The organism is Castellaniella defragrans (assembly GCF_014203015.1).
GTDB classification, from domain to species: Bacteria; Pseudomonadota; Gammaproteobacteria; order Burkholderiales; family Burkholderiaceae_B; genus Castellaniella; species Castellaniella defragrans.
This window is the reverse complement of sequence record NZ_JACHIB010000012.1, coordinates 103,424-127,834: the sequence shown is the minus strand read 5'-3', so window position 1 is coordinate 127,834 and position 24,411 is coordinate 103,424. Positions and strand designations below refer to the sequence as shown.

Here is a 24,411-nt window from a genome sequence, read left to right as displayed (position 1 = left end):
GGGAAGCCATGAACGCCTGGATCGATCAGGCCCTGTGGTGCCTGGACCGGCGGCAGGCGGCGGTGCTCGTCACGGTCGCCTGGGTCCAGGGCTCGGCCCCGCGCGAGGCCGGGGCCAAGATGCTCGTGTCCGCCGGCCACCAGTGGTTCACCATCGGCGGCGGGCACCTGGAATGGAAGGCGGCCGAATTCGCCCGCGCGCGCCTGCGCGCGGATGACGGCCCCGACCGCTGGATCGAGGCCCTGCCCCTGGGGCCGGCGCTGGGCCAGTGCTGCGGCGGCATGGTGCACCTGCTGTTCGAGCGCCTGCGGGAATCCGACCGCGCCTGGCTGGAAGCCCTGCGCGCCGGCCTGCAGACGCCGGCCGGCCGCATCCGCGAAGTCGGCCTGGGCGGGGCGGGCGTGGCGCCCTGGGTGCGCGTGTCCGCACCGGACGAGGCGGAATCCGCCGCCATCGCCGCGGACGCCGCCGGCCCGGACGCCGACCGGCTGCTGCGCCCCGACCCCGTGCGGGGCTGCCTGACGCTGCGCGAGGCCGTGCGCCCCGATCCGCTGCACGTGGTGATCTTCGGCGCGGGCCACGTCGGCCAGGCCCTGGTGCATGTCCTGGGCACCCTGCCCTGCCGGGTGACCTGGGTGGACGCGCGCGACGATCTGTTCCCCGGCGCGGTGCCCGCCAACGTGTCCATCGAGGCGACCGACACGCCCGAGGCCGTGATCGACGAGGCCCCGCCCGGCAGCTGCTTTCTCATCATGACCCATGACCACGCGCTCGACCAGCGCCTGTGCGAACAGCTGCTGCGGCGCGACGACGTGGCGTATTTCGGCCTGATCGGCTCGCAGACCAAGCGGCGCAAGTTCGAGCACCGCTTCCGCGCGCGCGGCATTCCGCCGGAACGGGTCGCGCGCATCGTCTGTCCGATCGGCGAGCCCGGCATCGAGGGCAAGCAGCCCGCCGTGATCGCCGTCGCGGTCGCCGCCCAGCTGCTGCGCCTGCGCTCGGAGCGCGAGCGGCGGGCCGGCGCGCCGGCCCGGGCCGAGGCCCCCGCCCACTGAACCCCCCGGATCCCCCGAACCCCCCCATTGAAGAACGCCGGGCCGCCGGCCCCGCCGCGCAGGCGGACTGCGGCCCGCAGACCACGACCGAGGAGACCTCATGACGTCCACGACCCCGTCCGCGCCCGTCCGATCGACCGCGTCCGGCCCGCAGGCCTACCGCGCCCAGCTGCTGTATTTCCGCGATACCCCCAAGGCCGAGGACGAAGCCTGCGAATGGATCCGCGACGGCCTGCTGGTCGTGCGCGACGGCCGCATCGAGCAGTGCGGCGACTACGACCGGCTGATCGGCGAACTGCCCCCCGGCACGCCGGTCAACGACTGGCGCGGCCGCCTGATCACGCCGGGCTTCATCGACACCCACATCCACTACCCGCAGACCGACATGATCGCCTCGCCGGCGCCGGGCCTGCTGCCGTGGCTGGAAACCTATACCTTCCCGACCGAGCGGCGCTTCGAGAATCCGGAATACGCCCGCGACGTGGCGCGCTTCTTCCTCGACGAGCTGCTGCGCTGCGGCACCACCACCGCGCTGGTGTACTGCACCGTGCATCCGGGCTCGGCCCAGGCCTTCTTCGAGGAAAGCCACGCGCGCGACCTGCGCATGGTGGCGGGCAAGGTCCTGATGGACCGCAACTGTCCCGAATACCTGCGCGACACGGCCGAATCCGGCGCCCGCGACAGCGAGGACCTGATCCGCCGCTGGCACGGCACGGGGCGCCAGCTGTACGCCCTGACGCCGCGCTTCGCGCCCACCTCCACGCCCGAGCAGCTCGGCCTGTGCGGCGAGCTGGCCAAACGCTACCAGGACGTGTTCATCCAGTCGCACGTGTCGGAGAACCGCGACGAGGTGAAGTGGGTCATGGGCCTGTTCCCCGGCTACCGCAGCTACCTGGACATCTACGACCGCTACGGCCTGCTGCGGCCCCGCTCGGTCTACGGCCACTGCGTCTGGCTGGACGACGACGACCGCCGGCGCATGCGCGACGCGGGCGCCGTCGCCGCCCACTGTCCCACGTCCAACCAGTTCCTGGGCAGCGGCCTGTTCGATTTCGCGGCGGCCAAGGACTTCGGCATGCCGGTGGCCCTGGCCACCGACGTGGGCGGCGGCTCGTCCTTCTCCATGCTGCTGACCATGAACGAGGCGCACAAGATCGCGCGCCTGTCGGGCCACTACCTGACGGCGCGGCGCATGTTCTGGCAGGCCACGCAGGGCGCCGCCAAGCACCTGGGCCTGACCGGCCGGATCGGCACGCTGGAGCCGGGCGCCGAGGCCGACTTCATCGTCCTGGACCCCAAGGCCACGCCGCTGCTGGAGCGCCGCAGCGCCCTGGCCGAATCGCTGGAGGAACTGCTGTTCGCCCTGGCGATGCTGGGCGACGACCGCGCCATCGCCGCCACCTACGCGGCGGGGCGGGAGGTGCACCGGCGGGGGTAAGAGGCAGTTCCCTGTCTTCCGTCCACCTCGCGGCCTGCAGGCCGCCCGGACCCGCCCGGCGCGGAACCGCCCGTGGGCATGATCCGGTGGCCAGGCTCATCCCGGCGGCAAAAGTTCACGCAGACCTGCCATAATCGGGCGCATGGAAAAATTCATCGACACCGCGCGCCCGACCCGGCTGCCGCCGCTGATCCCGTTCTCCAGCTACGAGGACGCCGACGCGGCGGTGGACCGGCTGCTGGAAATCTACCGGCGCAACACCGCCTTCATCCGCGACGCCTTCCGCGAATACTGCGTCAACGGCCTGGAGACCGGCCAGCGGGTGCGCGCCTGCTATCCGGCGATCCGCATCCGGGTGCATTCCTACCAGGAAATCGACAGCCGCCTGTCCTACGGCCACCTGGTCGAGCCGGGCGTCTACATGACCACGGTGACGCAGCCCGGCCTGTTTCACGACTACCTGCGCGAACAGGTGCGCCTGCTGCTGCGCAACCACGGCGTGCCGGTGGAGATCGGCGAGTCCGACCTGCCCATCCCCCTGCACTTCGCCTTCCCGGAAGGCGAGTACGTCGAGGGCGAGTACTCCGAGGTCCCGGGCCACACCCTGCGCGACCACTTCGACGTGCCCGACCTGGCGGTGACCGACGACGCCATCGTCAACGGCACCTGGCGCGGCCGCGCCAACCAGGCCCGCCCCCTGGCGCCCTTCACCGCGCCGCGCATCGACTATTCCCTGCACCGGCTGCAGCACTACACGGCCACGGCGCCGGTGCATTTCCAGGACTTCGTGTTGTTCACCAACTACCAGTTCTACGTCGACGGCTTCGTCCAGTGGGCGCGCGAGACGCTGGCCCGCGGCACGGGCGGCTACACGGAACTGGTCGAGCCCGGCAACCGCATCGTCACGCGCGACAACCTGGATGAGCCCCGCACGGGGCCGGTGCCGCTGCCGCAGATGCCGTCCTACCACCTGAAGCGCCCGGGGCACACCGGCATCACCCTGATCAACATCGGCGTGGGGCCGTCCAACGCCAAGACCATCACCGACCACGTCGCCGTGCTGCGGCCGTCGGCCTGGCTGATGCTGGGCCATTGCGCGGGGCTGCGCACCACCCAGCGGCTGGGGGACTACGTGCTGGCCCACGGCTACGTGCGTCAGGACCACGTGCTGGACGACGACCTGCCCCTGTGGGTGCCGGTGCCGCCGCTGGCCGAGGTCCAGGTCGCCCTGGAGCAGGCCGTGGCCGACGTGTCCGGCCTGTCGGGCTGGGAACTGAAGAAGATCATGCGCACCGGCACGGTGGCCACCATCGACAACCGCAACTGGGAACTGCGCGACCAGCAGGAGCCGGTGCAGCGCCTGTCGCAGTCGCGCGCCATCGCCCTGGACATGGAATCGGCCACCATCGCGGCCAACGGCTTCCGCTTCCGCGTGCCCTACGGCACGCTGCTGTGCGTGTCGGACAAGCCGCTGCACGGCGAACTCAAGCTGCCGGGCATGGCCACCGCCTTCTACCGCACCCAGGTCAGCCAGCACCTGCACATCGGCATCCGGGCGCTGGAACACCTGCGCGAGATGCCCGGCGAGCGCCTGCACTCGCGTAAATTACGCAGTTTCATCGAAACGGCGTTCAAGTGAGGGACGGGCGCCGGCCACGCCCACGATCAGCCGGCGCATCCATTGGGTAGCCGGGTCCATGTCGCGGTACTGGTGCCACTGCAGGCTCCAGCCCGCCTTGGGAAGATGCACGGGCAGCGGCAGGATGCGCAGCGGCATGTAGTGCGCCCACAGGTACGCCAGCCGGCGCTGCAGGGTCGCGATGCGGTTCGTGCCGATCACATAGTGGGGGATGGCCGCATAGGTCGTGGACACGACTTCGGCCTTGCGCTCGATACCCGATTTTTTGGTCAGCGATTCATCCAGGCTGGGGTTGAGCTGGCTGCCGAAGCGCACCATCACGTGGCCCATGTCCAGGTATTGCCGCGCGCTCAGGGTCTCGCCGACCATCGGGTTGCCCTCCCAGCATACGCAGACGAAGTCTTCCGTGAAGACATGGCACGAGGGGTGTCCCTGAGCGATGAAGTGATCGGGCAGCAGGACGAAGTCGGCCTCGCCGCGTTCGAGTTGCTCGAGCGGATCGTCGGAGGGCGTCAGGATCTCGAAGCTGATGCCGGGAGCGTCCCGGCTGGCGGCGCGGATGACGTCGGGCATCAGCACGGTGGACGTGTAGTCGGACATGACCAACGTGAATTTGCGTTCGGCGACGGCCGGATCGAATTCCGGCCGCATGTCGATCGTGGTCTGGATCTGGATCAGGGTGGCCCGCACGGGCCGGACCAGGCTTTCCCCCAGCGGGGTCAGCACCATTTTGCGCCCCACCTGCACCAGCAGCTCGTCGCTGAAGAATTCCCGCAGGCGCCCCAGGGCGCCGCTGGTGGCCGACTGGCTGAGAAAGATCTTCTCGCCCGCGCGCGTGATGTTGCGCTCGGTGAGCAGGGCGTCGAGGACCACTAGCAGATTCAGATCGAGCCGGTTGAAACGCATGGCAAATCTCCTCGGTGGCGTGGCGTGGCCGTCTCGCGCGCGTGGATGGCCGCCGCTGGCGTGTTTAGTATCCGTTTCACAGATACTAAACATCGGATCAAACGATTTTTTGGATTGATCGAAAGAATTTACTCTTTCTGACACTTGTTTGCAGGGCGCATTCAGAAGACGCCCGGAAATGCGGTCAGAGGAGACCACGCAGTGTCAGATATCCGCTTGCATACTTGCGGCCGAGATTGCCCGCCGCAGTGCCTGGCCAGCCTGTCGCGGCATCCGGTCGGGCCGCATGCGTACACCGTCGATCTGCATTGCCACGTCCTGGTGCCGGAGGTCGACGCGCTCGTGGCGGCCCAGCCTGCCCGCCAGGCCGAGATCCGCATGCTGGCGGAATCCATGGGAGAGGCCTCCAGGAACCACAACCGCCTCCACATGCTGCCGCATGCCGCGCCCCGGCTGGTGAGCGTCGATTTGCGCCTGAGCGAAATGGATGCCATGGGCGTGGACATCCAGGTTCTGAGTCCATCGCCGACGCAGTATTGCTACTGGGCCGAGCCGGATCTGGCCGAGACCATCGTCGGCGTGCAGAACGAGGCCATCGCCGCATGCTGCGCCCGGTGTTCCCCGCGCTTCCTGGGACTGGGGATGGTGGCCCTGCAGCATCCGGAACTCGCCATCGCGCAGCTGGAGGACGCCGTCTTGCGCCTGGGCCTGCGCGGCGTCGAGATTTCCACGCACGTCGGCCGGCGGGAGCTGAACGATCCCGTCCTGGAACCTTTCTGGGCGCGCGCCGCGGCGCTGGAGTGCGTGGTGTTCATCCATCCCTTCGGCACCGGGCTGGGCAGCCGCCTGCATCAGAGCTATCTGTCCAACATCATCGGGCAGCCCCTGGAAACCACCATCGCCCTGTCGCACCTGATTTTCGGCGGTGTGCTGGACCGTCATCCCAAGCTGCGCATCCTGGCGGCGCATGGCGGGGGCTATCTGCCGCTGTATCCCGGGCGCTCGGACCATGGCAGCCGGGTGCGGCCCGAAGCTGCGGCCATGGCGCGCAAGCCGAGCGACTATCTGCGCCAGATCTGGTTCGACAGCCTGCTCTACGACGCTCAGGCCCTGCGCCATCTGATCGATCGCGTGGGTGCCGGCCAGGTCGTCGTGGGCACCGATTACCCCTTCGACATGGGCGATTACGGCGTCCATGACCTTATCTCGGCCATCCCCGGCCTGAGCGAGGCGCAGAGGGCCGGAATCCTGGGCGGCAACGCGGCCCGGCTGCTGGGGCTGGCGCCGGCCGCGCCCCGCACATCGGCCTGTGAAGAGCCGGCCGGCACACCTACCTATAAATGACGAACGAGGAGACACGATGACCATCGGAGGAAGCATGCGAGCGCGAAATGCGGGCCTGGCCGGACCGCTGCGGATCGGGGCTGCCGGCCTGCTGCTGGCGGCCCTGGGCGCCCCGTCCGCGCAGGCGTTTCAACTGGATCTGGACAATCCCGACGTGCGGGTGCTCTGGGATACCACGGTCAAGTATTCCGCCGCGTGGCGGGTCGAGGGGGCGGATGCCCGGCTGCTTGCCGAGCCGGGGCCCGACTGGCCCAATACGGACGACGGAGACCGGAATTTCCGCAAGCCGGGACTGATTTCCAATCGCCTGGATCTGCTGAGCGAACTGGATTTCGTCTACAAACGGCATTACGGCTTTCGCGTCAGCGGGGCGGCCTGGTATGACACCGAATATATGGGGCGCAACCAGAACGATGCGCCCGGCACGTCCAATATCTGGTCCGGTTCCTACGACCGCTACACGGCCGAGACTCGCCGGGCCCATGGCCGCAACGTCGAGCTACTGGACGCTTTCGTGTTCGGCCGTGCCGATCTGGGCGACAGGCCGCTGACCATGCGCCTGGGACGCCATTCGCTGGTGTGGGGCGAAACCCTGTTCTTCGGCGCCAATGGCATTGCCAACGCCCAGGCGCCCATCGACGTCATCAAGGCGCAATCCGTGCCCGGCACGCAGTTCAAGGAACTGATGCGCCCGGTGAATCAGGTGTCCGCGCAACTGCAGCTCACGCCCAGCGTGGCGCTGGGGGCGTACTACCAGTTCGAGTGGGAGAAAAGCCGCCTGCCCGCTGCCGGCAGCTATTTCTCGGGGGTCGATTTCTTCGGCGATGGCGGCGAGCGGATGCTCGTGGGCCACGCGGGCGGGCCTTTCGCCAACGCCCCCGCGTTCTTCCGCGGCGACGACGTGGAAGCACGGAATTCCGGCCAGGGCGGCCTGCAGCTGAAGTTCCGCATCGGCGAAGTGGATTACGGCCTGTATGCCGTGCGATATCACGACAAGACTCCGCAGCTCTACCTGCGTCCGGCTGCCGGCATGCCGAATTTCGCGACCGGCCGCGTGGGCTCGTATGTGATGGTCTATCCCGAAGACGTGAGCGCCTACGGGATCAGCGCCACGGCCTCGGTGGGCAATGTGAACCTGGCCGGCGAGCTTTCGCTGCGCCACAACGCACCGCTCAGCAGCGATGCCCGGCTGGACGTGACCGGCCTGGCGGACAACCAGGATCGGGCGCTGTATGCCGTGGGCAACACTCTGCACCTGAACCTGTCCGCCATGGTCAGCCTGGGGCCGAACTTCCTGGCGCGCGAGGCCGATCTCATGGCCGAGATCGCCTGGAACCGCGTGACCCGGATCACCAGCAACGAGGATGCCGTGAATCCGAATGCAACCCGGGACGCCTCCAATCTGCGTGTGACCTACACGCCCAAATACCGCCAGGTGTTTCCGGGAGTGGACCTGTCCGTGCCGATCAGCGTCGGCTATGGCCTGCAGGGCAATTCCATGGCCGTAGGGTCCTTCTACGGCAAGCGCGTGGGCGACGTGAGCGTGGGGGTGTCCGGCAGCTACCTGGATGCGTGGCGCTTCGGCCTGAATTACACCCACTATTTCGGCCCCGTGGGCACGTTCCTGGAATACGGATCGGATGGAAACCCGCATGGCTCCTACAAGCAGCACCTGGCGGACCGGGACTTCGTCTCGTTCACGCTGCAGCGCACTTTCTAACCTCCAAGACTGGATGAGACAGCGATGAAATCCCTGTACAAGATTCTGGCGCCGGCCCTGCTGGGCGTGACCTGCCTGACGGCGGCCATGCAGGTCCGGGCCGCCGTCACCGCCGAAGAGGCTGCCCGCCTGAAGACCGACCTGACCCCTCTGGGTGGAGAGAAGGCAGGCAGTGCGGACGGCGCGATCCCCGCCTGGACGGGCGGCCATACCACCCCGATTCCGGGGTTCGTGAACGGCGGCCGGCGGCCCGACCCGTTTGCCGACGAAAAGCCGGTGCTCGTCATCGATGCCGGCAATATGGCGCAGCACGCCGACAAGCTGTCGGACGGCCTGCAGGCGATGCTGAAGAAGTATCCCGACACCTTCCGGGTGAATGTCTACCCGACCCATCGCACCGCCGCCGCGCCACAATGGGTCTACGACAACACGTTCCAGAACGCCACCCGCGCGACGCTGGTGAACGACGTCCCCGAGGGGGCTTACGGGGGCATCCCCTTCCCGATTCCCAAGACGGGGGCGGAAGCCATGTGGAATCATCTGCTGCGCTGGCGCGGCTCGGCTTGGCACGTGGACGTGCACGGCATCCAGGGCACGGCCAGCGGCGATCGGGTGAACTCGGTCATGGCCTCGGGCGATTTCCAGATGCCCTATTACTTCCAGAAAGGCTCGCCTGAAACGATGGGCAAGGTCTTCTGGATGATCCGCCTGTTGAATTACGGCCCGCCGATCCGCGCCGGGGAGGCGATCGTGGGGCGCGAGGCCTTCGATGCGGACGAGACCCAGACCTGGGTGTACCTGACCGGCCAGCGCCGGGTCAAGAAGCTGCCCAACGCCTGCTGCGACACCCCGACCCCCGCCAGCGCCGGCATCATGTCCTTCGATCAGGTCGATGTGTTCACCGGCCGGCTGGACCGCTTCGACTGGAAGCTCGTGGGCAAGCAGGAGATGTACGTCCCCTACAACGCCAACCGGGTCCTGCAGCGGCCGCTGGCGGACGTGCTGATGCCGCATCACATCAATCCCGAGGACATGCGCTACGAGCTGCATCGCGTCTGGGTGATCGAGGCGACGGTCGCGGAGGGCAAGCGGCACCTGGCCTCTAAGCGCCGCTACTACCTGGATGAGGATACCTGGACCGCCGTCCTGGCCGATCACTGGGACGCCAAGGGAAATCTCTGGCAGACGGGCTTCGCCAACCCCATCGTCATGCCGGACCTCCCGGCCACCGCGTCGCCGCAGAATTCCGGTTTCTACGATCTCCTGTCCGGTGCCTGGTATTACGACGGCGCCATGAATGAATCCAAGGAGCAATACAAGGTGGTGGGCCGCTACCCCGATACGGCCTTCACGCCCGAGGCAATGGCCGGGGAAGGCATCCGCTGACGCCGGGCGCGCATGGACCGGGCGGCGTCCCGGTCCGTGCCGATCCGGATTCTCCAAGGAGAGATCGAATGAAAGAGACCGTGGTTCCGGCTGCCCGGCCCCGCCATGCCTATCTGCTGCTGCTGTGCGGCTGCATGGCGGTGATGGCTTCGGTGCTGATCGCGCCCAACCTGCCGCTGATGCAGTCTCATTTCGCCGCCGTGCCGGGGGCCGACTATCTGGTGCCGGTGACGCTGACGCTGCCCGCCCTGGTGGTCGCCGTGCTGTCCCTGTTCATCGGCGCCGCCGCCGATCGCGTCGGGCGCAAGGCCCTGCTGGTGCTGGGGATGGCGCTGTACGCTCTGTTCGGCACGGCACCGGTGTGGCTGGATTCGCTGGACCTGATCCTGGCGTCGCGGCTGGGCGTCGGATTGGCCGAGGCCTTGATCGCCATCTGCTGCACCGCCCTGATCGGCGATTACTACAGCGGCCTGCAGCGCGACCGGTATCTGGCGCTGAACACCACCTTTTCCTCGATTTCGGCGGTGTTGTTCCTGGGTCTGGGCGGGGTCCTGGGGGAGTACGGCTGGCGCACGCCCTTCGCCGTCTATGCCGGCAGCCTGGCGCTGATGCTCGCCGTGTCCCTGATGCTGTGGGAGCCGGTCCGCAGGGTGCCTGCGCAGGATGGGGGCGCTGGCGAGAGCGAGGACGAGTTCAGCGCCTCCCGCCAGTGTCTGATCTGCCTCGTGACCGTGCTGGGCGCCGTGCTGTTCATGGCCATCCAGGTCCACATCGGCTACCTCATGGAGGCCGTGGGCGTGCGCTCGCCCGCCGTGATCGGCGGCGTGGCGGCCGCGGGGCAGCTGGCGGTCGTGCTCGGATCCCTGGCCTTCCGCGTCCTGCTGCGGATGGGGACGACCACCTTGCTGCGCCTGGCGCTCAGCTTCGGCGTGCCCGCGGTGGGCTTTCTGATCGTCGGCTCGGCGGCCACGGATCGCGGCGTGCTCGCCGGCGTGCTGGTGACCGGATTCGGTGCGGGACTCATGCTGCCGACCCTGCTGTGCTGGAACATGGAGGGGCTGCCGGGCCGCAAGCGGGCCTTCGGCACGGGAGCCTGGATGGCCGCCTTCTTCGGCGGGCAATTCCTCACCCCGCTGCTCGTGGTGGGGCTGTCGAAGGCGGTGGGAGGGGTCGGGGCCGCGCTGGCCTGGATCGGCCTGGCGGTCCTGCCGGCAGCGCTGATCCTGCTGGTGGTGGCGCTGGCAGCCAGGAAGGCGGCTCATGAATTTTCGATCGGCGGCGGTGCGCGGCGCCGGTGATCCCGGCCCGCTTTCATTGCCGCCCAACAGGAGTGTGATGTGTTCAAGTATTTTCCGACCAATTACGTCTGGAATCTTTCGATCAACCTGGCCATCGAGATGGGTGCCCGCATGGGCGAGATCGAGGCCATGTGCGGCCCATTGATGCAGGCTTCACAGCAGCCCGACGCCCAGGGAACCGCGGCCTTCCGCCAGAGCTGGGTCGGCATGGGCGACAGGCTGGCCGAACTGGCGGCCGAAGACGAGGCGCGGGGCCGATCGATCTCCGCGGGCGACAAGCTGCAGCGCGCCTCGATCTACTACCTGACGGCCGAGCGCATGCTGGGGCACGGCGATCCCGAACGCCCTGGCCTGTACGAGCGCACGCAGCAGGCGTTCCGGCGCGGCATCCGGCTGTCCGGCGCCAATTGCGAGCGAGTCGAGATTCCTTATGGCGATGGCCACATCGCCGGTCTTTACGTGCGGGCCGAGGGCGTCCATGGGCGCCAGCCGATTCTGGTGCAGGTCAACGGCCTGGATTCCACGAAGGAAATGAAATATTTTGTGGGGCTGCCGCGCTGGCTGGCGCAGCGCGGCGTGGCTTCGCTGGTGATCGACCAGCCCGGCACGGGCGAGGCGCTGCGCCTGTGGAACATGAAGGCGGTGCACGACAGCGAGCGCTGGGCGAGCAAGGTGGTGGACTGGCTGGAAACCCGTCCGGATGTCGATCCCCGGCGCATCGGCCTGGAGGGGGTGTCGCTGGGCGGATATTACTGCCCGCGCGCGGTGGCCTTCGAGCCGCGTTTCGCCATGGGAGTGGTCTGGGGCGCGAATCACGATTGGCGCGATGTGCAGAAGAAGCGCCTGGCCAGGGAGGGCGACTTCCCCGTGCCGCATTATTGGGACCACGTGCGCTGGGTCTGGGGCGGCGGGACCCTCGAGGAGTTCATGGAGATCGCCGAGCACGTCCACCTGGACGGGATCCTGGACCGCATCCGCGTGCCGTTCCTGGTCACCCATGGGGAGAAGGACTCGCAGATCCCGCTCAAGTGGGCGCAGCGCACCTATGATCAATTGGTGAACAGCCCGCGCCGCGAGCTGAAGATCTTCACGGATCGGGAGGGCGGGGTGCAGCACAGCAGCTTCGACAACAGCGCCAATGCGGGCGCCTATATCGCCGATTGGGTGGCAGAGGCCCTGGGGGGCCGAGTTGCCGTGTGATTCCGGCATTCAGGACGGTTTTCAATTCATCAGGAGGTGGTTCATGAACATCATTGGTTTGGATGAGGTGGTCTTCGGCGTAGAGGACGTGTCTGGATGCGCCCGTTACCTGGAGGACTACGGTTTGCTGCCGGTCGGCGTCTCGGCCGCGGGCGGGCGTTTCGAGGCTCTGGATGGCACGGCCGTCAGGATCGCCCGGTCGGAGGATCCGGCGCTGCCGGCGCCGCTGGAGACGGGCTGCATGCTGCGCAAGACGATCCTGGGCGTGGCGGATGCCGCGACGCTGGAGCAGATCGCGCAGGAACTGGGCAAGGACCGGGAAGTCCGCCGGCTGGACGATGGTTCGCTGGAGTCGGTCGACGACATGGGTTTCGTGCTGGGCTTCCGGGTGACGGTGCGGCGTGCGCACGGCCAGGCGCCCGAGCGGGTGAACGCCCCCGGCGCACCTGCGCAGCGCGGCCCCAATACCCTGGGAGTGGATCTCCAGGCGCCGCGGATCATCGCCCGGACGCTGTCGCACATCGTCTATTTCGTGCCGGATTGCGCCAGGGCGACGGCCTTCTATACCGAACGGCTGGGGTTCCGCGTCACCGACGCCTTTGAAGGCATGGGGCCGTTCATCCAGCCGGCCGGCACGCAGGATCACCATACGCATTTCCTGATCCAGGCGCCGGCCCACATGCAGGGGGTCGAGCATTTCACCTTTCATTTCGGCGGCCCGACCGAAGTCCTCCAGAACGGCAGCCGCTTCGTCGAAAAGGGCTACCAGGCCTTCTGGGGGCCGGGGCGGCACGTGCTGGGCTCGAACTGGTTCTGGTATTTCAACAGTCCCCTGGCCTGCCATATGGAGATGGATGCCGACATGGACCTGCATGACGAAGGCTGGACGCCGCGGCGGTGGCCGATCAGCGCGGACAATTCCCAGGCGTTCCTGCTGGGCTATCGCAAGAAGTGGCTGCCGGGTCCCGATTGCCCTCCCAACGGTGATTACCAATGATGGGTGCGCTGGCCGAAGCGCGGGCCGGGACGGCGGGCTGGATCCGCCTGTGTCCCGCGGGCGAGGTGTCCGAAGGGCTGGCGCGCGGCTTCGATCCCCTGGGCGAGGATCGGGATACGGTGTTCGTCGTCCGGCAGGCCGGGGCGCTCCATGCGTGGCGCAATTCCTGTCCGCATATCCCCGGCGCCCCCATGGCCTGGCGCAAGGACGCCTACATGAGCGGCGATGGCACGCGGATCGTCTGCAGCGCCCATGGCGCCCGTTTCCTTCCGGGCAGCGGCCTGTGCGTGCAGGGTCCCTGCCGCGGCGAATCCCTGACGCCGGTTCCGTTGCGGGTGGACGAACGGGGCGAGATCCATATTTATTACGACAAGAGTGAGGAGCAATGATGGCAGCAGTCAATACAGCGCTGGTGGTGGGCGGCGGGTTTTCCGGGATGGCGGCGGCCATCCGGATGCGCAGGGCAGGCATCGCCGTGGATCTGGTGGAAATCGATTCCGAGTGGTGTCCGCTGGGTGCGGGCATCACCATCAACGGCGCCACCTTGCGCGCGCTGGAAACCTTGGGCGTGTACGAGCGGTTCAAGGAGTACGGGGTCACGTCGGACGGGGTGGACGTCTACACGGCGGAAGGCGCGAGCATCGGGCGGCTGCCGACCCCGCCCGTGGTCGGATCGGACGTGCCCGGAGGAGGCGGCATCATGCGCCCCGACCTGGCGCGCATTCTGGCGGATGCGACGCGCCAGGCCGGCGTTTCCGTGCGGCTGGGGACCACCTTCAAGGAGGTCGTCCAGGATGCCGAGGGCGTGGACGTCGATTTCACCGACGGCACCCGGGGCCGCTACGATCTGCTGGTGGGCGCGGACGGCGTGCATTCGCGCCTGCGGGAGCTGTTCTTCCCCGAGGTCGCGCCGCCCGAATATATCGGCCAGGGGGTCTGGCGCGCCGTGCTGCCGCGCCTGCCCGACCTGGCGCGCCCCCGGATGTGGCTGGGCCGCAAGGTCAAGATCGGCGTCAATCCAGTATCGCCCACGCGAATGTACATGTTCCTCACCGAGGAACGGCCGGTGAAGACGCACATCGACGAAGCCACCTGGGCCGATGTCGTGGCCGGTCTGATGCGGCCCTTTACCGCGCCGGACGTCCAGTCGCTGATTCAATACGTCCATGCTCCCGAGGCCGCCATCGATTACCGGCCGCTGGGCAATCTCCTGGTGCCGCTGCCCTGGAACCGGGGGCGCGTGGTCATGATCGGCGACACGGTGGCGGCCACCACGCCGCACCTGGCCTCGGGCGCCGGCATCGGCATCGAAAGCGGCATCGTCCTGGGAGAGGAACTGGGCCGGCATGCGGATCTGCAGGCGGCGCTGGACGCCTTCCATGCGCGGCGCTGGGAGCGCTGCCGGATGGTGATCCACAACTCCGAGCGCCTGTGCCGCATCGAGATGGAGGGCGGCGACAAGGAAGAGCATGGCCGCATCCTGCGGGAATCCATGCAGGCGCTGACGGCGTCCATCTGAGGCGATGGCGCCTTCCGATCGTATGTCCAACACACAGCAGGAGCTGCCATGAGCAGACGTTTCGTCGATCTTTCGATCTTTCTGGAAAACGATGTATTGTCCGATCCGCCGCCGTTGGCGCCCAAGATCACCTACATGACGCACAAGGATACTTTGCACGAATTCCTGGACATGATTCCGGGAACCGTCGCGGAGGACTACCCCGACGGAGAGGCCGCCGCCGCCGAATGGGTGACCCTGACGACGCACAGCGGCACGCACCTGGATGCGCCCTGGCATTTCCATTCGACCCAGGACGCCGCCCTGGGCGAGTGCAAGCCCTCCTGGACGATCGATCAGGTCCCTCTGGAATGGTGCTTTCAGCCGGGGGTCAAGCTGGATTTCCGCCATTTTCCTGATGGCTACGTGGCGACGGCGCAGGACGTGGCCGACGAGCTCGAACGGATCGGCCATGTGCTGCAGCCGCTCGATATCGTCCTGGTCAATACGCGCGCGGGAGAGCGCTATGGCCAGGGAGACTATGTGCAAAGCGGCTGCGGCATGGGCCGCGAGGCGACGATGTACCTGCTGGAGCGCGGCGTGCGCCTGACGGGCATCGACGCCTGGAGCTGGGATGCGCCGTTTTCCCATACGGCGCGCAAGGTGGCGCAGACCGGCGACAAATCGCTCATCTGGGAAGGCCACAAGGCCGGGCGCGACATCGGGTATTGCCACCTGGAAAAACTGCACAACCTCGAATCCTTGCCGCCGGATGGCTTTTTCGTCAGCTGCTTTCCGCACAAGGTGCGCGGCGGGTCCGCTGGCTGGACGCGGGCCGTGGCGATTTTCGACGATGCGCTGATGGCGTTGCCGCGCTAAGCCGGCCCGCCTCCAGTGGGGCAACCCTGCCGCCTTGCGTGGTGGGGTTGCTTTTTTTCGCCGGGCGCAGTGTCCCGCCCGGCATCTCAACCCCGGCACCTCATTGGGCAATCCATCGGTTTGGCGGATTCCTCGAATCTCAAGAAACGATTTTTCGGATACCTGGCAAGCCGCTATCTTGAGCGGGTGCGGCGTACGAAGCGAAAACAGTCTTCGGCGCCGCGGCAGTCCCGGACACGGCTGCCGATTTCTGGAGACAAGTAGTGAAAAGCGGAATATTTCGCGGCCGCAGGCCGGCCGCCCTCATCGCGGCCGGCGCCGCGGGCCGGCGGGTGCTGCCGGGACTGATCCTGATGGGCGCGGCGATTTTCGGCCTGGCTGCGCCGGGCGCTAGCCGGGCCATGCCCGAAGCCGATGAACGCCCCGCCCTGCGGGTCGAGCATCCCGAGCGCGCCGCCCTGCAGGCGATCGCGCGGGCGGGGTCGCGGGTGGTGGCGGTAGGCGAGCGCGGCCTGATCCTGTGGTCCGACGATGCCGGCCGCAGCTGGCGCCAGGCGCAGGTTCCCGTGAGCGTCACGCTGACCGCGGTCACGTTTCCCACACCGCAGGAAGGCTGGGCGGTAGGACATTTCGGTACGGTGCTGCATACCCGCGATGGCGGGCAGACCTGGGAGCGCCAGCTCGATGGCCGCACGGCGGCGCAGCGCATGCTGGATGCGGCACTGGCACTGGACGCGGCTTCCGAAGGGGCCGCGCGGCATCTCGCGGCGGCCCGCCGGATGGTGGCGGATGGGCCCGACAAGCCGTTCCTGGACGTGTATTTCAGCGATGCGCGGCATGGCCTGGTCGTCGGCGCCTACAACCTGATCCTGAGGACCGTGGACGGCGGACGGAGCTGGCACAGCCTGGCGGCGCAGGTGGAAAACCCGATGGCCTTGCACCTGTATGCCATCCAGTCCACGTCCGAGGGGCTTTACCTGGCGGGAGAGCAGGGGCTGGTGCTCCTGTCCCGCGATGGAGGCGCCCATTTCCGCCAGGTGACCACGCCGTATCAGGGCAGCTATTTCACCTTGCGGGCCAGTCCGCGCGGAGATCTGGTCGTCGCCGGGCTGAGGGGGCGGGCGTTTCGCCGGCCGGCGGGCGGCGAGCGCTGGGAGCCGGTGCCCGTGCCGGAGCATGCCTCCGTCATCGCCAGCGCCCTGGACGACCATGGCCGCCTGCTGCTGGCGACGCAGTCCGGGCAGGTATATGCCAGCACGGACATGGGCCGCAGCCTGAGCGCCCTGGATGCGGTCCGGCTGCCGCAGGTGACGAGCCTGACCCTGCTGCCGGAAGGCATCCTGCTGGCGACGACGCTGCAGGGCATCGTCAGGAAGTCCGCCGAATCCCTGATCCTGCGCGATTGAAGGAAACACCATGCATATTCATTCTTCCGCCGAGCAGCCGGTCGTCGCACGCCTGGCTGATTTCGACCGGGCGTCGGGCTCCGGGCTGGAGCGCGTGCTGTTCAATCACCGCCTGCTGGTGGTGGTGTCCTGCCTCCTGGTGTCGATCCTTCTGGGGTGGCAGGCGCTGGGCCTGCGCCTGAATGCCAGTTTTGAAAAGACGATTCCAACGGGACACCCTTACATCGTCAACTACCTGGCGCACAAGCAGGATCTCCAGGGCCTGGGCAATGCGGTGCGGATCGCCGTCGAGCACGAGGGCGCGAGCATCTACGACGCCGCCTACATGGAAACGCTGCGCCAGATCAACGATGCAGTGTTCCTGCTGCCCGGCGTGGACCGGGTTGGCATGAAGTCCCTCTGGACGCCCGGCACCCGCTGGGTCGGCGTCACCGAGGACGGCATGGAGGGCGGCCCGATCATCCCCGACGGCTACGATGGTTCCGCCGCCAGCCTGAGGCAGCTCGAGGCCAATGTGATGCGTTCGGGCGACGCGCAGCAGATCGTGGCCCGCGATCGGCGGTCCAGCGTGATCTTCGTGCCCCTGCTGAGCCGGCTGCCGGATGGCGCCGAGCTCGATTACGACCGCCTGTCGCAGCAGCTCGAGTCCATCCGCACGCGCTTCCAGGGCAATGGGATCGCCATCCACATCACCGGGTTCGCCAAGATCGTGGGCGATCTGATCGCCGGGCTGCAGGAAGTGCTGCTGTTCTTCGCCCTGGCGATACTCATCGCGACAGCAGTGGTCTACTGGTTCACGCGTTGTGTGCGTTCCACGGCGCTGGTGGTGCTCAGTTCGCTGGTGGCGGTGCTGTGGCAACTGGGCCTGGTGGCAGGCCTGGGCTACGACCTGGATCCTTATTCGATGCTGGTGCCGTTCCTGGTCTTCGCCATCGGCATGAGCCATGGTGCGCAGAAGATGAACGGCATCATGCAGGACATCGGCCGGGGGACGCACAAGTACGTCGCCGCGCGCTATACCTTCCGCCGGCTCTTCCTGGCGGGGCTGACCGCGCTGCTGGCCGACGTGGTCGGATTCGCCGTGCTGCTGGTCATCGATATCCGCGTCATCCAGGAACTGGCCATCGCCGCCAGCCTGGGGGTGGCCGTCCTCATCTTCACGAACCTGATCCTCCTGCCGATCCTGCTGTCCTACACCGGCGTGAGTCCGGCCGCCGCGGCCCGCAGCCTGCGGATCGAGCAGCGGGCGGAAATGGGAGAGCGGCACCCCTTCTGGCGGATGCTGGACCGGTTCACGCGCGGCCGCGGCGCGTGGCTGGCGGTATCCGCTGCCGTGGCGTTGGGCGTGCTGGGCGTGCTGGGCAGCCGGCAGCTCAAGATCGGCGACCTGGACCCCGGGGCGCCCGAACTGCGGGCCGATTCCCGCTACAACCGCGACGTGGCCTTCCTGAACGACCATTTCGGGGCCAGCAGCGACGTCTTCGCCATCATGGCGGAGACGCCGAAGGGCGGCAGCGCCAGCTGTGCGAACTATGAGGCCCTGCGCCGGGTGGACACGCTGGAGTGGGAACTGCGCCAGCTGCCGGGGGTGGAATCGACGCAATCGCTCGCGCGTCTGAACCGCTTCATGCTGATGGGGCTCAACGAGGGCCATCCGAAATGGCAGGCGCTGATCCGCAATCAGGAAATGCTCAATTTCGCGACGGCCAGCGCGCCCCGGGGCGTGTACAACGATGCGTGCGATCTGCTGACCGTGTACGTCTATCTGCGGGACCACAAGGCCGACACTTTGACGCGATTGGTGGATCACGTCGAGGCCTTTGCCGCCCGCAACGACGGCGAGGCGGTCCGGTTCAAGCTGGCCGCCGGGACTTCCGGCATCGACGCGGCGACCAATATCGTGGTCGAGCAAGCCTGGCGCCGGATGCTGCTGCTGGTCTATGGCGCGGTGGTCGTGCTGTGCTTCGTCACCTTCCGGTCCTGGCGCGCGGTGCTGGTGGCGGTCCTGCCGCTCATGCTGACCTCGGCCCTGGCCGAAGCCCTGATGGTGTGGCTGGGGATGGGGGTGAAGGTGGCGACCCTGCCGGTGATCGCCCTGGGCGTGGGGATCGGCGTGGACTATGCCCTGTACATCCTTTCGGTCACGCTGGCGCAGATTCGCGCGGGACGCAGCTTGTCGCAGGCGTACTACGAGGCCCTGGCCTTCACCGGCAAGGTTGTCCTGCTCACGGGGCTGACCCTGGCTGCCGGAGTGGCCACCTGGGCTTTCTCGGCCATCAAGTTCCAGGCCGACATGGGCATTCTGCTGGCCTTCATGTTCCTGTGGAACATGGTGGGCGCCCTGGTCCTGCTGCCGGCGCTGGCCTACTTCCTGCTGCCCGAGGCTTCGTCCCGGCAGGCATCCGGCGCGTGGGGACTTCGGGGCCGGCCAAGCTGGTTCCGGCGCAAAAGGCAAACGCATTCATTCAAGCAAGAACGGAGTGTTTCATGATTCATTACATCAAGCGGGGCAAGTCGAAGGCGGTCAAGGCCGAACTCGATGCCCGGGTCCGCGCCACGGTCGAAGCCATTCTGGCCGACGTCGAAGCCCGCGGCGACGCGGCCGTCCGCGAGTATTCCGAAAAATTCGACCAGTGGGCGCCGGAGTCGTTCCGCCTGAGCGAGGCCGAAATCCGGGCGTGCATCGACAGCCTGCCTGCCGGCACGCTGGAGGACATTCGCTTCGCCCAGGCGCAGATCCGCCGCTTCGCCCAGATCCAGCGCAATTCCATGCACGACGTCGAAGTGGAGACGCTGCCGGGGGTGGTGCTGGGGCATCGCAACATCCCGGTCAATTCCGTGGGGTGCTACATACCGGGCGGCAAATATCCGCTGATCGCATCGGCCCACATGAGCGTCCTGACGGCCAAGGTGGCCGGCGTCAAGCGCGTGATCGCCTGCGCGCCTCCGTTCCAGGGCCGGCCGTGCCCCGAAATCGTGGCGGCCATGCACCTGGCGGGGGCGGACGAAATCTACTGCCTGGGCGGGGTGCAGGCCGTTGCCGCCATGGCCCTGGGCACCGGCAGCATCCCGGCGGTGGACATGCTGGTCGGACCCGGCAATGCCTATGTGGCCGAAGCCAAGCGGCAGTTGTTCGGCCGGGTCGGCATCGACCTGCTGGCGGGGCCGACCGAGACGCTGGTCATCTGCGACGATTCGGTGGACGCTGAACTGGTGGCCGTCGACCTGATGGGCCAGGCCGAGCATGGGCCGACCTCGCCGGCGTATTGCATCACCACCAGTCGCAAGATCGCCGACGAATTGCCGGAGGCGATCGAACGGGTCCGCGCTCGCCTGCCGTCGGCCAGCGTGCTGGAAGTCTCCTGGCGGGATTACGGCGAGATCATTCTGTGCGATACCGATGGGGAAGCCCTGCAGGAAGCCGAGCGGCTGTGCTCCGAGCACGTGCAGGTGATGACCCGCGATCCCGACTGGTACTTGCGCAACATGACCTGCTATGGCGCCTTGTTCCTGGGGCATCGAACCAACGTGAGCTATGGCGACAAGGTCATCGGCACCAACCACACCCTGCCGACCCAGGGAGCCGGCCGCTACACCGGCGGGCTGTGGGTGGGCAAGTTCATCAAGACCCATACCTACCAGCGGGTGCTGACGGACGAGGCCAGCGTCATGATCGGCGAGTACTGTTCCCGTCTGTGCGGCTATGAGCAGTTGAGCGGGCACAAGGAGCAGGCGGACATCCGCGTGCGCCGGCTGAAGGCGGCCTGACGTGGCCGGGAGCCTGCTGGGCAAGGTAGCGGTGGTCACGGGCGGTGCCGGCGGCATCGGCGCCGCCATCTGCGAGGCGCTGGCCGCGGCCGGCGCCAGCGTCGTGGTCGGCTATCACCATGGCCGTGCGCGTGCCGATGCGCTGGCGGCCGCCTTGCCGCGCGCCGTTCCGGCGCACAGCGCGCGTCGCGCGCCCGTGACGGACAGCGCCGCCCTGGAGGATCTGGCGCGGCAGGTCCGGCAGCACTACGGACGCTGCGATGTGCTGGTCAATTGCGCAGGAACGACCCGGTTCGTGCCGCATGCGCATCTCGATGAACTGGACGACGCACTGATCGACGAGATACTTGCGACCAACGTGCGCGGCCCCTACGCGGCGATCCGTGCGTTCCGCTCCCTGCTGATGGCGCATGGTTACGGGCTGGTTGTGAACATCTCGTCGATTGCGGCGGTCAGCGCCATGGGCAGCAACGTCATGTACTGCGCCTCCAAGGCCGCGCTTGACAACATGACCCGCTCGCTGGCCCGGGCGCTGGCGCCGCATGTCCGCGTCGTGTCGGTATCGCCCGGCCTGGCGGAGACCGATTTCGTCCGGCAGATGGATCCTGGCTGGCATGCGGAACAGGCGGGACGCACCCCGCTGGGCCGGCTGGCCGAACCCCGGGAGGTCGGCGCCGCCGTGGTGGCGGCGGCCACCAGCCTCGCCTTCACCACGGGAGCCGTCATTCCTGTCGATGGCGGTCGCCAGCTGGGATGATCCGCGAAGAATTTTTCAGGAGTTGCAAGATGAAATTCGCAAGCATCAGAAATGGTGAGCGGGACGGCGCACTTGCGCTGGTTTCCCGGGATTTGAGCCGTGCGGTCATGGCGGTGGACATTGCGCCGACCCTGCAGGCGGCACTGGAGCGGTGGCAGGCGCTGGAACCCGTGTTGCGGCAGCGGTACGAGCTGCTCGATGCAGGGCGGGCTCCCGACAGCTTCGCCTTCGATCCGGCGCGTGCCCTGGCGCCGTTGCCGCGCGCCTACCAGTTCGTGGATGCCTCCGCCTTTCTCAACCATGGCAACATCATGGAGGAGGCCTACCGGCTGACGGTCAAGAAAACACCGGGCGTCCCCATCCTGGTTCAGCGCCAGAGCGATGATTTTCTGGGGGCGCAGGACGATTATCCTTTTCCGCAGGAATCGGACCAGGGCGATTTCGAGGGCGAGGTCGCCGTCGTGCTCGATGATGTTCCGATGGGGGTCGATCCCGGGCGGGCCTTGTCCCATGTTCGTCTGCTGATGCTGTTCAACGACATGAGCATGAGGGCGCACCTGTTCCGCGAGCTGTCCATGGGCTTCGGCTTCATCCAGGCCAAGCCATCCACGGCATTCGCTCCGGTCGCTGTCACGCCCGACGAGCTGGGTGCGGCCTGGTCGGGTGGACGGGTGGCGCTGGACCTGCACGTCAGCCGCAACGGCGAGCCATTCGGCCACCCCAACGGGCGCGAGATGGATTTCGGTTTCGGCGAATTGGTGGCTCACCTGGCGTACAACCGCAACCTGCGGGCGGGCACCATCCTCGGATCGGGCACCTTCTCGAACCGCAATCATCGCGCGGTGGGCTCCGCCTGCCTGGCCGAGCGGCGCGCGGTCGAAGTCATCGATCAGGGCGCGCCCCGGACACCCTTCCTCGCATTCGGGGAACGTTTGCGTTTCGAGATGTTCGGCGAGGATGGACGGAGCGTCTTCGGGGCGATCGACCACCGCATGGTGCCCGCGAAGGCCGCGGCCTGAAGGAGACCGGCTGCGCGACTGATGGTTTTCGTCCGGCCGCCGGTGGCCCTGCCAGCCCGTCGTGCGAGCCGGCCATCAAGGCCGGATGCGGCCGCAGGGCGAGGATCGTCGTAAACTGATCGGCTTTCGGCCTCAGGCCGTCATCGAAGCCCGGTGCGAGAGACGCTCCGAACGGGGGGATGATGCGGCCAGGGCGCCTGGATTCAGACATGACGGAGGCCGGCACGCCGATCCGCCGGGCGCCGCCGGCCCGGACGGGAGGCCGTGCCGCTGGGCGCACGGATCGAGGTCTCGCGGCTTCCGTCGCTTTGCCATAAGGGACTGACACCATGGCCATTGCGGCATCGGGCGCCTATGCGCTGGGAACTTTTTCGCTTGCGGGTTCGCCCGGTTTTCCGGGGCTGGTGATGGACGGCAAGGTGCTGGCATTGGCGGGGCTGCAGCCTTTGTCCCGGCGCCTGGGAACTCCCCTGACGGGCATCGAATCCCTGCTGACGATGCTGGACGACTGGGCCGGCAACGCTCTTGCTCTGTCGCGCCTGGCGGACCATCTCGCCGGCTGCTGGACGCATGGGCAGGGACTGCCCGCCGAACCGGTCGACGTGGGCCGCCTGCGCGTGCATGCGCCCATCGAACGGCCGCGACAGTTCTTCTGTTCGGGCGCCAATTATCGCAAGCACGTGATCGACCTGATCGTGGATCAGCGCGGCGATCCGGCCACCCAGGGCATGTCGGCCGATGAATGCCGGGCCTATGCCGTGCGCTTGATGGACGAGCGTGCCGAGCGCGGCGCCCCCTACATCTTCACCAAACCCTGGTCCGCGATCGCCGGACCGTACGATCCGATCCGGATTCCCGGCCATGTCGAGCAGCCCGACTGGGAGCTCGAACTGGCGGTCGTGATCGGCAAGCCCTGCTACCGGGTGTCGCGGGACGAGGCCCGGGATTGCATTGCTGGCTACACGATCGTCAACGACATCACGAACCGCGCCCGGGTGCATCGCCAGGACCTGAAGGCGCTGGGCACCGACTGGGTGATGGGAAAGGGGCTGCCGGGTTTCAGTCCGATGGGACCGTATCTTGTGCCGGCCTCCCAGGTTCCCGACCCGCAGGATCTGCGCATCACCCTCAAGCTGAACGGCCGGGTCATGCAGGATGAAAGCACGGCCGACATGATCTTCACGATTCCGCGGCTGATCGAATACCTGAGCAGCCAGGTGCAGCTCTGGCCGGGAGACATCCTGATCACCGGTTCGCCGGCGGGCAACGGCACGCACTTCGGGCGTTACCTGAAGCCTGGCGACGTACTGGAAGGCACCATCGGCGGGCTCGGGATGCAGCGCAACGTCTGTATCGCGTCCGAGGCTGGGATGGCCTGAATCGGGCAGGGCGCCCCGGTGCCGGCGTGCGCGCGTCCGTCTGGCGGGGCATTCCGGCGCATCGGATGGCCTGTGTCGGATGGCCTGCCGTGCACGCGGTGGACACGCGGTAGACTATCCCCTTTTTGCTGGCTGTCTCCATCCATGGCCCTGCGCTCCACCGTCTACAAAGCCGAACTCCACGTCGCGGACAACGACCGCGCCTACTACGGCAGCCATGCCGTCACCGTCGCGCGGCACCCGTCCGAGACCGACGAGCGCCTGATGGTGCGGCTGCTGGCCTACGCCCTGTGGGTCGAGGCCGACGAGCGGCTGGTCTTCACGCGGGGGCTGAGCGACACCGACGAGCCCGATCTTTGGAACCTGGACCTGACCGGCGCGGTGCGCCAGTGGATCGAGGTCGGCCTGCCCGACGAGCGCCGCGTGCTGAAGGCCTGCGGCCGGGCGGACCGGGTGATCGTGCTGGCCTACGGGCGCGGCGCGGACGTCTGGTGGTCCGGGGTGCGCGGCAAGCTGGAGCGCGCCGCCAACCTGCAGGTCCATGTGCTGGACACGGAGGCCACGCGCGCCCTGGCGGCGCTGGCCGAACGCAGCATGAGCCTGAGCGTGAACGTCACCGACCGCACGGCCTGGGTGTCGTGCGAGCGTGGCGACGCGAGCCTGGACGTGCGCTGCCTGCGCGAGGCGGAATGAGCCTCCGGCGGGGCGGGCCCGTCCGGCCG

The 24,411-nt window shown here is 67.7% G+C and carries 20 protein-coding genes; 19 read left to right on the top strand and 1 reads right to left on the bottom strand.

Annotated elements, in window-relative coordinates; translation table 11 throughout:
* Positions 1 to 8 precede the first annotated feature (8 nt).
* The 3 genes from xdhC to HNR28_RS11245 all read left to right on the top strand — a co-directional run bounded on the left by xdhC (position 9) and on the right by HNR28_RS11245 (position 4,132).
* Positions 9 to 1,055 (top strand): xanthine dehydrogenase accessory protein XdhC, encoded by a 1,047-nt coding sequence (xdhC, locus tag HNR28_RS11255; protein WP_043679262.1) that lies wholly within the window; start codon positions 9 to 11, stop codon positions 1,053 to 1,055.
* Between the two features lie 100 nt (positions 1,056 to 1,155).
* Complete coding sequence (guaD, locus tag HNR28_RS11250; RefSeq protein WP_052355507.1) at positions 1,156 to 2,493, top strand: guanine deaminase; 1,338 nt, start codon at positions 1,156 to 1,158, stop codon at positions 2,491 to 2,493.
* 142 nt (positions 2,494 to 2,635) lie between these two features.
* Positions 2,636 to 4,132 (top strand): AMP nucleosidase, encoded by a 1,497-nt coding sequence (locus HNR28_RS11245; protein WP_151024083.1) that lies wholly within the window; start codon positions 2,636 to 2,638, stop codon positions 4,130 to 4,132.
* Here HNR28_RS11245 and HNR28_RS11240 read toward each other — a convergent pair.
* Positions 4,100 to 5,038, bottom strand: a complete 939-nt coding sequence (locus HNR28_RS11240) for a LysR family transcriptional regulator (protein WP_151024084.1) — start codon at positions 5,036 to 5,038, stop codon at positions 4,100 to 4,102. The genes HNR28_RS11245 and HNR28_RS11240 overlap by 33 nt on opposite strands.
* A 216-nt stretch (positions 5,039 to 5,254) precedes the next feature.
* On the opposite strand from HNR28_RS11240, the gene HNR28_RS11235 reads away from it, so the two are divergent.
* The 16 genes from HNR28_RS11235 to HNR28_RS11160 all read left to right on the top strand — a co-directional run bounded on the left by HNR28_RS11235 (position 5,255) and on the right by HNR28_RS11160 (position 24,382).
* Positions 5,255 to 6,382, top strand: coding sequence for an amidohydrolase family protein (locus HNR28_RS11235; RefSeq protein ID WP_244978275.1), 1,128 nt, complete (start codon positions 5,255 to 5,257; stop codon positions 6,380 to 6,382).
* A 34-nt stretch (positions 6,383 to 6,416) separates the two neighbouring features.
* Positions 6,417 to 8,102, top strand: a complete 1,686-nt coding sequence (locus tag HNR28_RS11230) for a DUF1302 domain-containing protein (protein WP_151024085.1) — start codon at positions 6,417 to 6,419, stop codon at positions 8,100 to 8,102.
* Positions 8,103 to 8,126: 24 nt separating this feature from the next.
* A complete protein-coding gene (locus HNR28_RS11225) occupies positions 8,127 to 9,488 on the top strand; it encodes a DUF1329 domain-containing protein (RefSeq protein ID WP_151024086.1) in 1,362 nt (453 codons plus the stop codon).
* 68 nt (positions 9,489 to 9,556) lie between these two features.
* Positions 9,557 to 10,786, top strand: coding sequence for an MFS transporter (locus HNR28_RS11220; protein ID WP_151024087.1), 1,230 nt, complete (start codon positions 9,557 to 9,559; stop codon positions 10,784 to 10,786).
* Between the two features lie 39 nt (positions 10,787 to 10,825).
* Positions 10,826 to 11,986, top strand: coding sequence for an alpha/beta hydrolase family protein (locus HNR28_RS11215; RefSeq protein ID WP_151024088.1), 1,161 nt, complete (start codon positions 10,826 to 10,828; stop codon positions 11,984 to 11,986).
* Between the two features lie 43 nt (positions 11,987 to 12,029).
* Complete coding sequence (locus HNR28_RS11210; protein WP_151024089.1) at positions 12,030 to 12,983, top strand: VOC family protein; 954 nt, start codon at positions 12,030 to 12,032, stop codon at positions 12,981 to 12,983.
* Entirely contained in the window at positions 12,980 to 13,372 is a 393-nt protein-coding gene (locus HNR28_RS11205) for a Rieske (2Fe-2S) protein (protein WP_244978274.1), read from the top strand. The genes HNR28_RS11210 and HNR28_RS11205 overlap by 4 nt, the downstream gene beginning before the upstream one ends.
* On the top strand, positions 13,369 to 14,502 hold the full coding sequence (locus HNR28_RS11200; protein ID WP_211369280.1) for an FAD-dependent oxidoreductase: 1,134 nt from the start codon (positions 13,369 to 13,371) through the stop codon (positions 14,500 to 14,502). Before HNR28_RS11205 ends, HNR28_RS11200 begins: the two co-directional genes overlap by 4 nt.
* A 48-nt stretch (positions 14,503 to 14,550) precedes the next feature.
* Positions 14,551 to 15,360 (top strand): cyclase family protein, encoded by an 810-nt coding sequence (locus HNR28_RS11195; RefSeq protein WP_151024091.1) that lies wholly within the window; start codon positions 14,551 to 14,553, stop codon positions 15,358 to 15,360.
* Positions 15,361 to 15,623: 263 nt separating this feature from the next.
* Positions 15,624 to 16,766, top strand: coding sequence for a WD40/YVTN/BNR-like repeat-containing protein (locus HNR28_RS11190; protein WP_151024092.1), 1,143 nt, complete (start codon positions 15,624 to 15,626; stop codon positions 16,764 to 16,766).
* A 10-nt stretch (positions 16,767 to 16,776) separates the two neighbouring features.
* Positions 16,777 to 19,257 carry an efflux RND transporter permease subunit gene (locus tag HNR28_RS11185; RefSeq protein ID WP_151024093.1) on the top strand — a complete coding sequence of 827 codons (2,481 nt, stop codon included), beginning with the start codon at positions 16,777 to 16,779 and terminating at the stop codon, positions 19,255 to 19,257.
* The gene (hisD, locus tag HNR28_RS11180) at positions 19,254 to 20,534 is read left to right on the top strand and encodes a histidinol dehydrogenase (protein WP_151024094.1); all 1,281 of its coding nucleotides are present in this window, start codon (positions 19,254 to 19,256) and stop codon (positions 20,532 to 20,534) included. The genes HNR28_RS11185 and hisD overlap by 4 nt, the downstream gene beginning before the upstream one ends.
* Position 20,535: 1 nt before the next feature.
* Positions 20,536 to 21,291, top strand: a complete 756-nt coding sequence (locus HNR28_RS11175) for an SDR family NAD(P)-dependent oxidoreductase (RefSeq protein ID WP_249043881.1) — start codon at positions 20,536 to 20,538, stop codon at positions 21,289 to 21,291.
* 29 nt (positions 21,292 to 21,320) lie between these two features.
* Positions 21,321 to 22,310 carry a fumarylacetoacetate hydrolase family protein gene (locus HNR28_RS11170; protein ID WP_151024095.1) on the top strand — a complete coding sequence of 330 codons (990 nt, stop codon included), beginning with the start codon at positions 21,321 to 21,323 and terminating at the stop codon, positions 22,308 to 22,310.
* A gap of 329 nt (positions 22,311 to 22,639) precedes the next feature.
* A complete protein-coding gene (locus HNR28_RS11165) occupies positions 22,640 to 23,689 on the top strand; it encodes a fumarylacetoacetate hydrolase family protein (RefSeq protein WP_151024096.1) in 1,050 nt (349 codons plus the stop codon).
* Positions 23,690 to 23,833: 144 nt separating this feature from the next.
* Positions 23,834 to 24,382 (top strand): YaeQ family protein, encoded by a 549-nt coding sequence (locus HNR28_RS11160; protein ID WP_151024097.1) that lies wholly within the window; start codon positions 23,834 to 23,836, stop codon positions 24,380 to 24,382.
* Positions 24,383 to 24,411 lie beyond the last annotated feature (29 nt).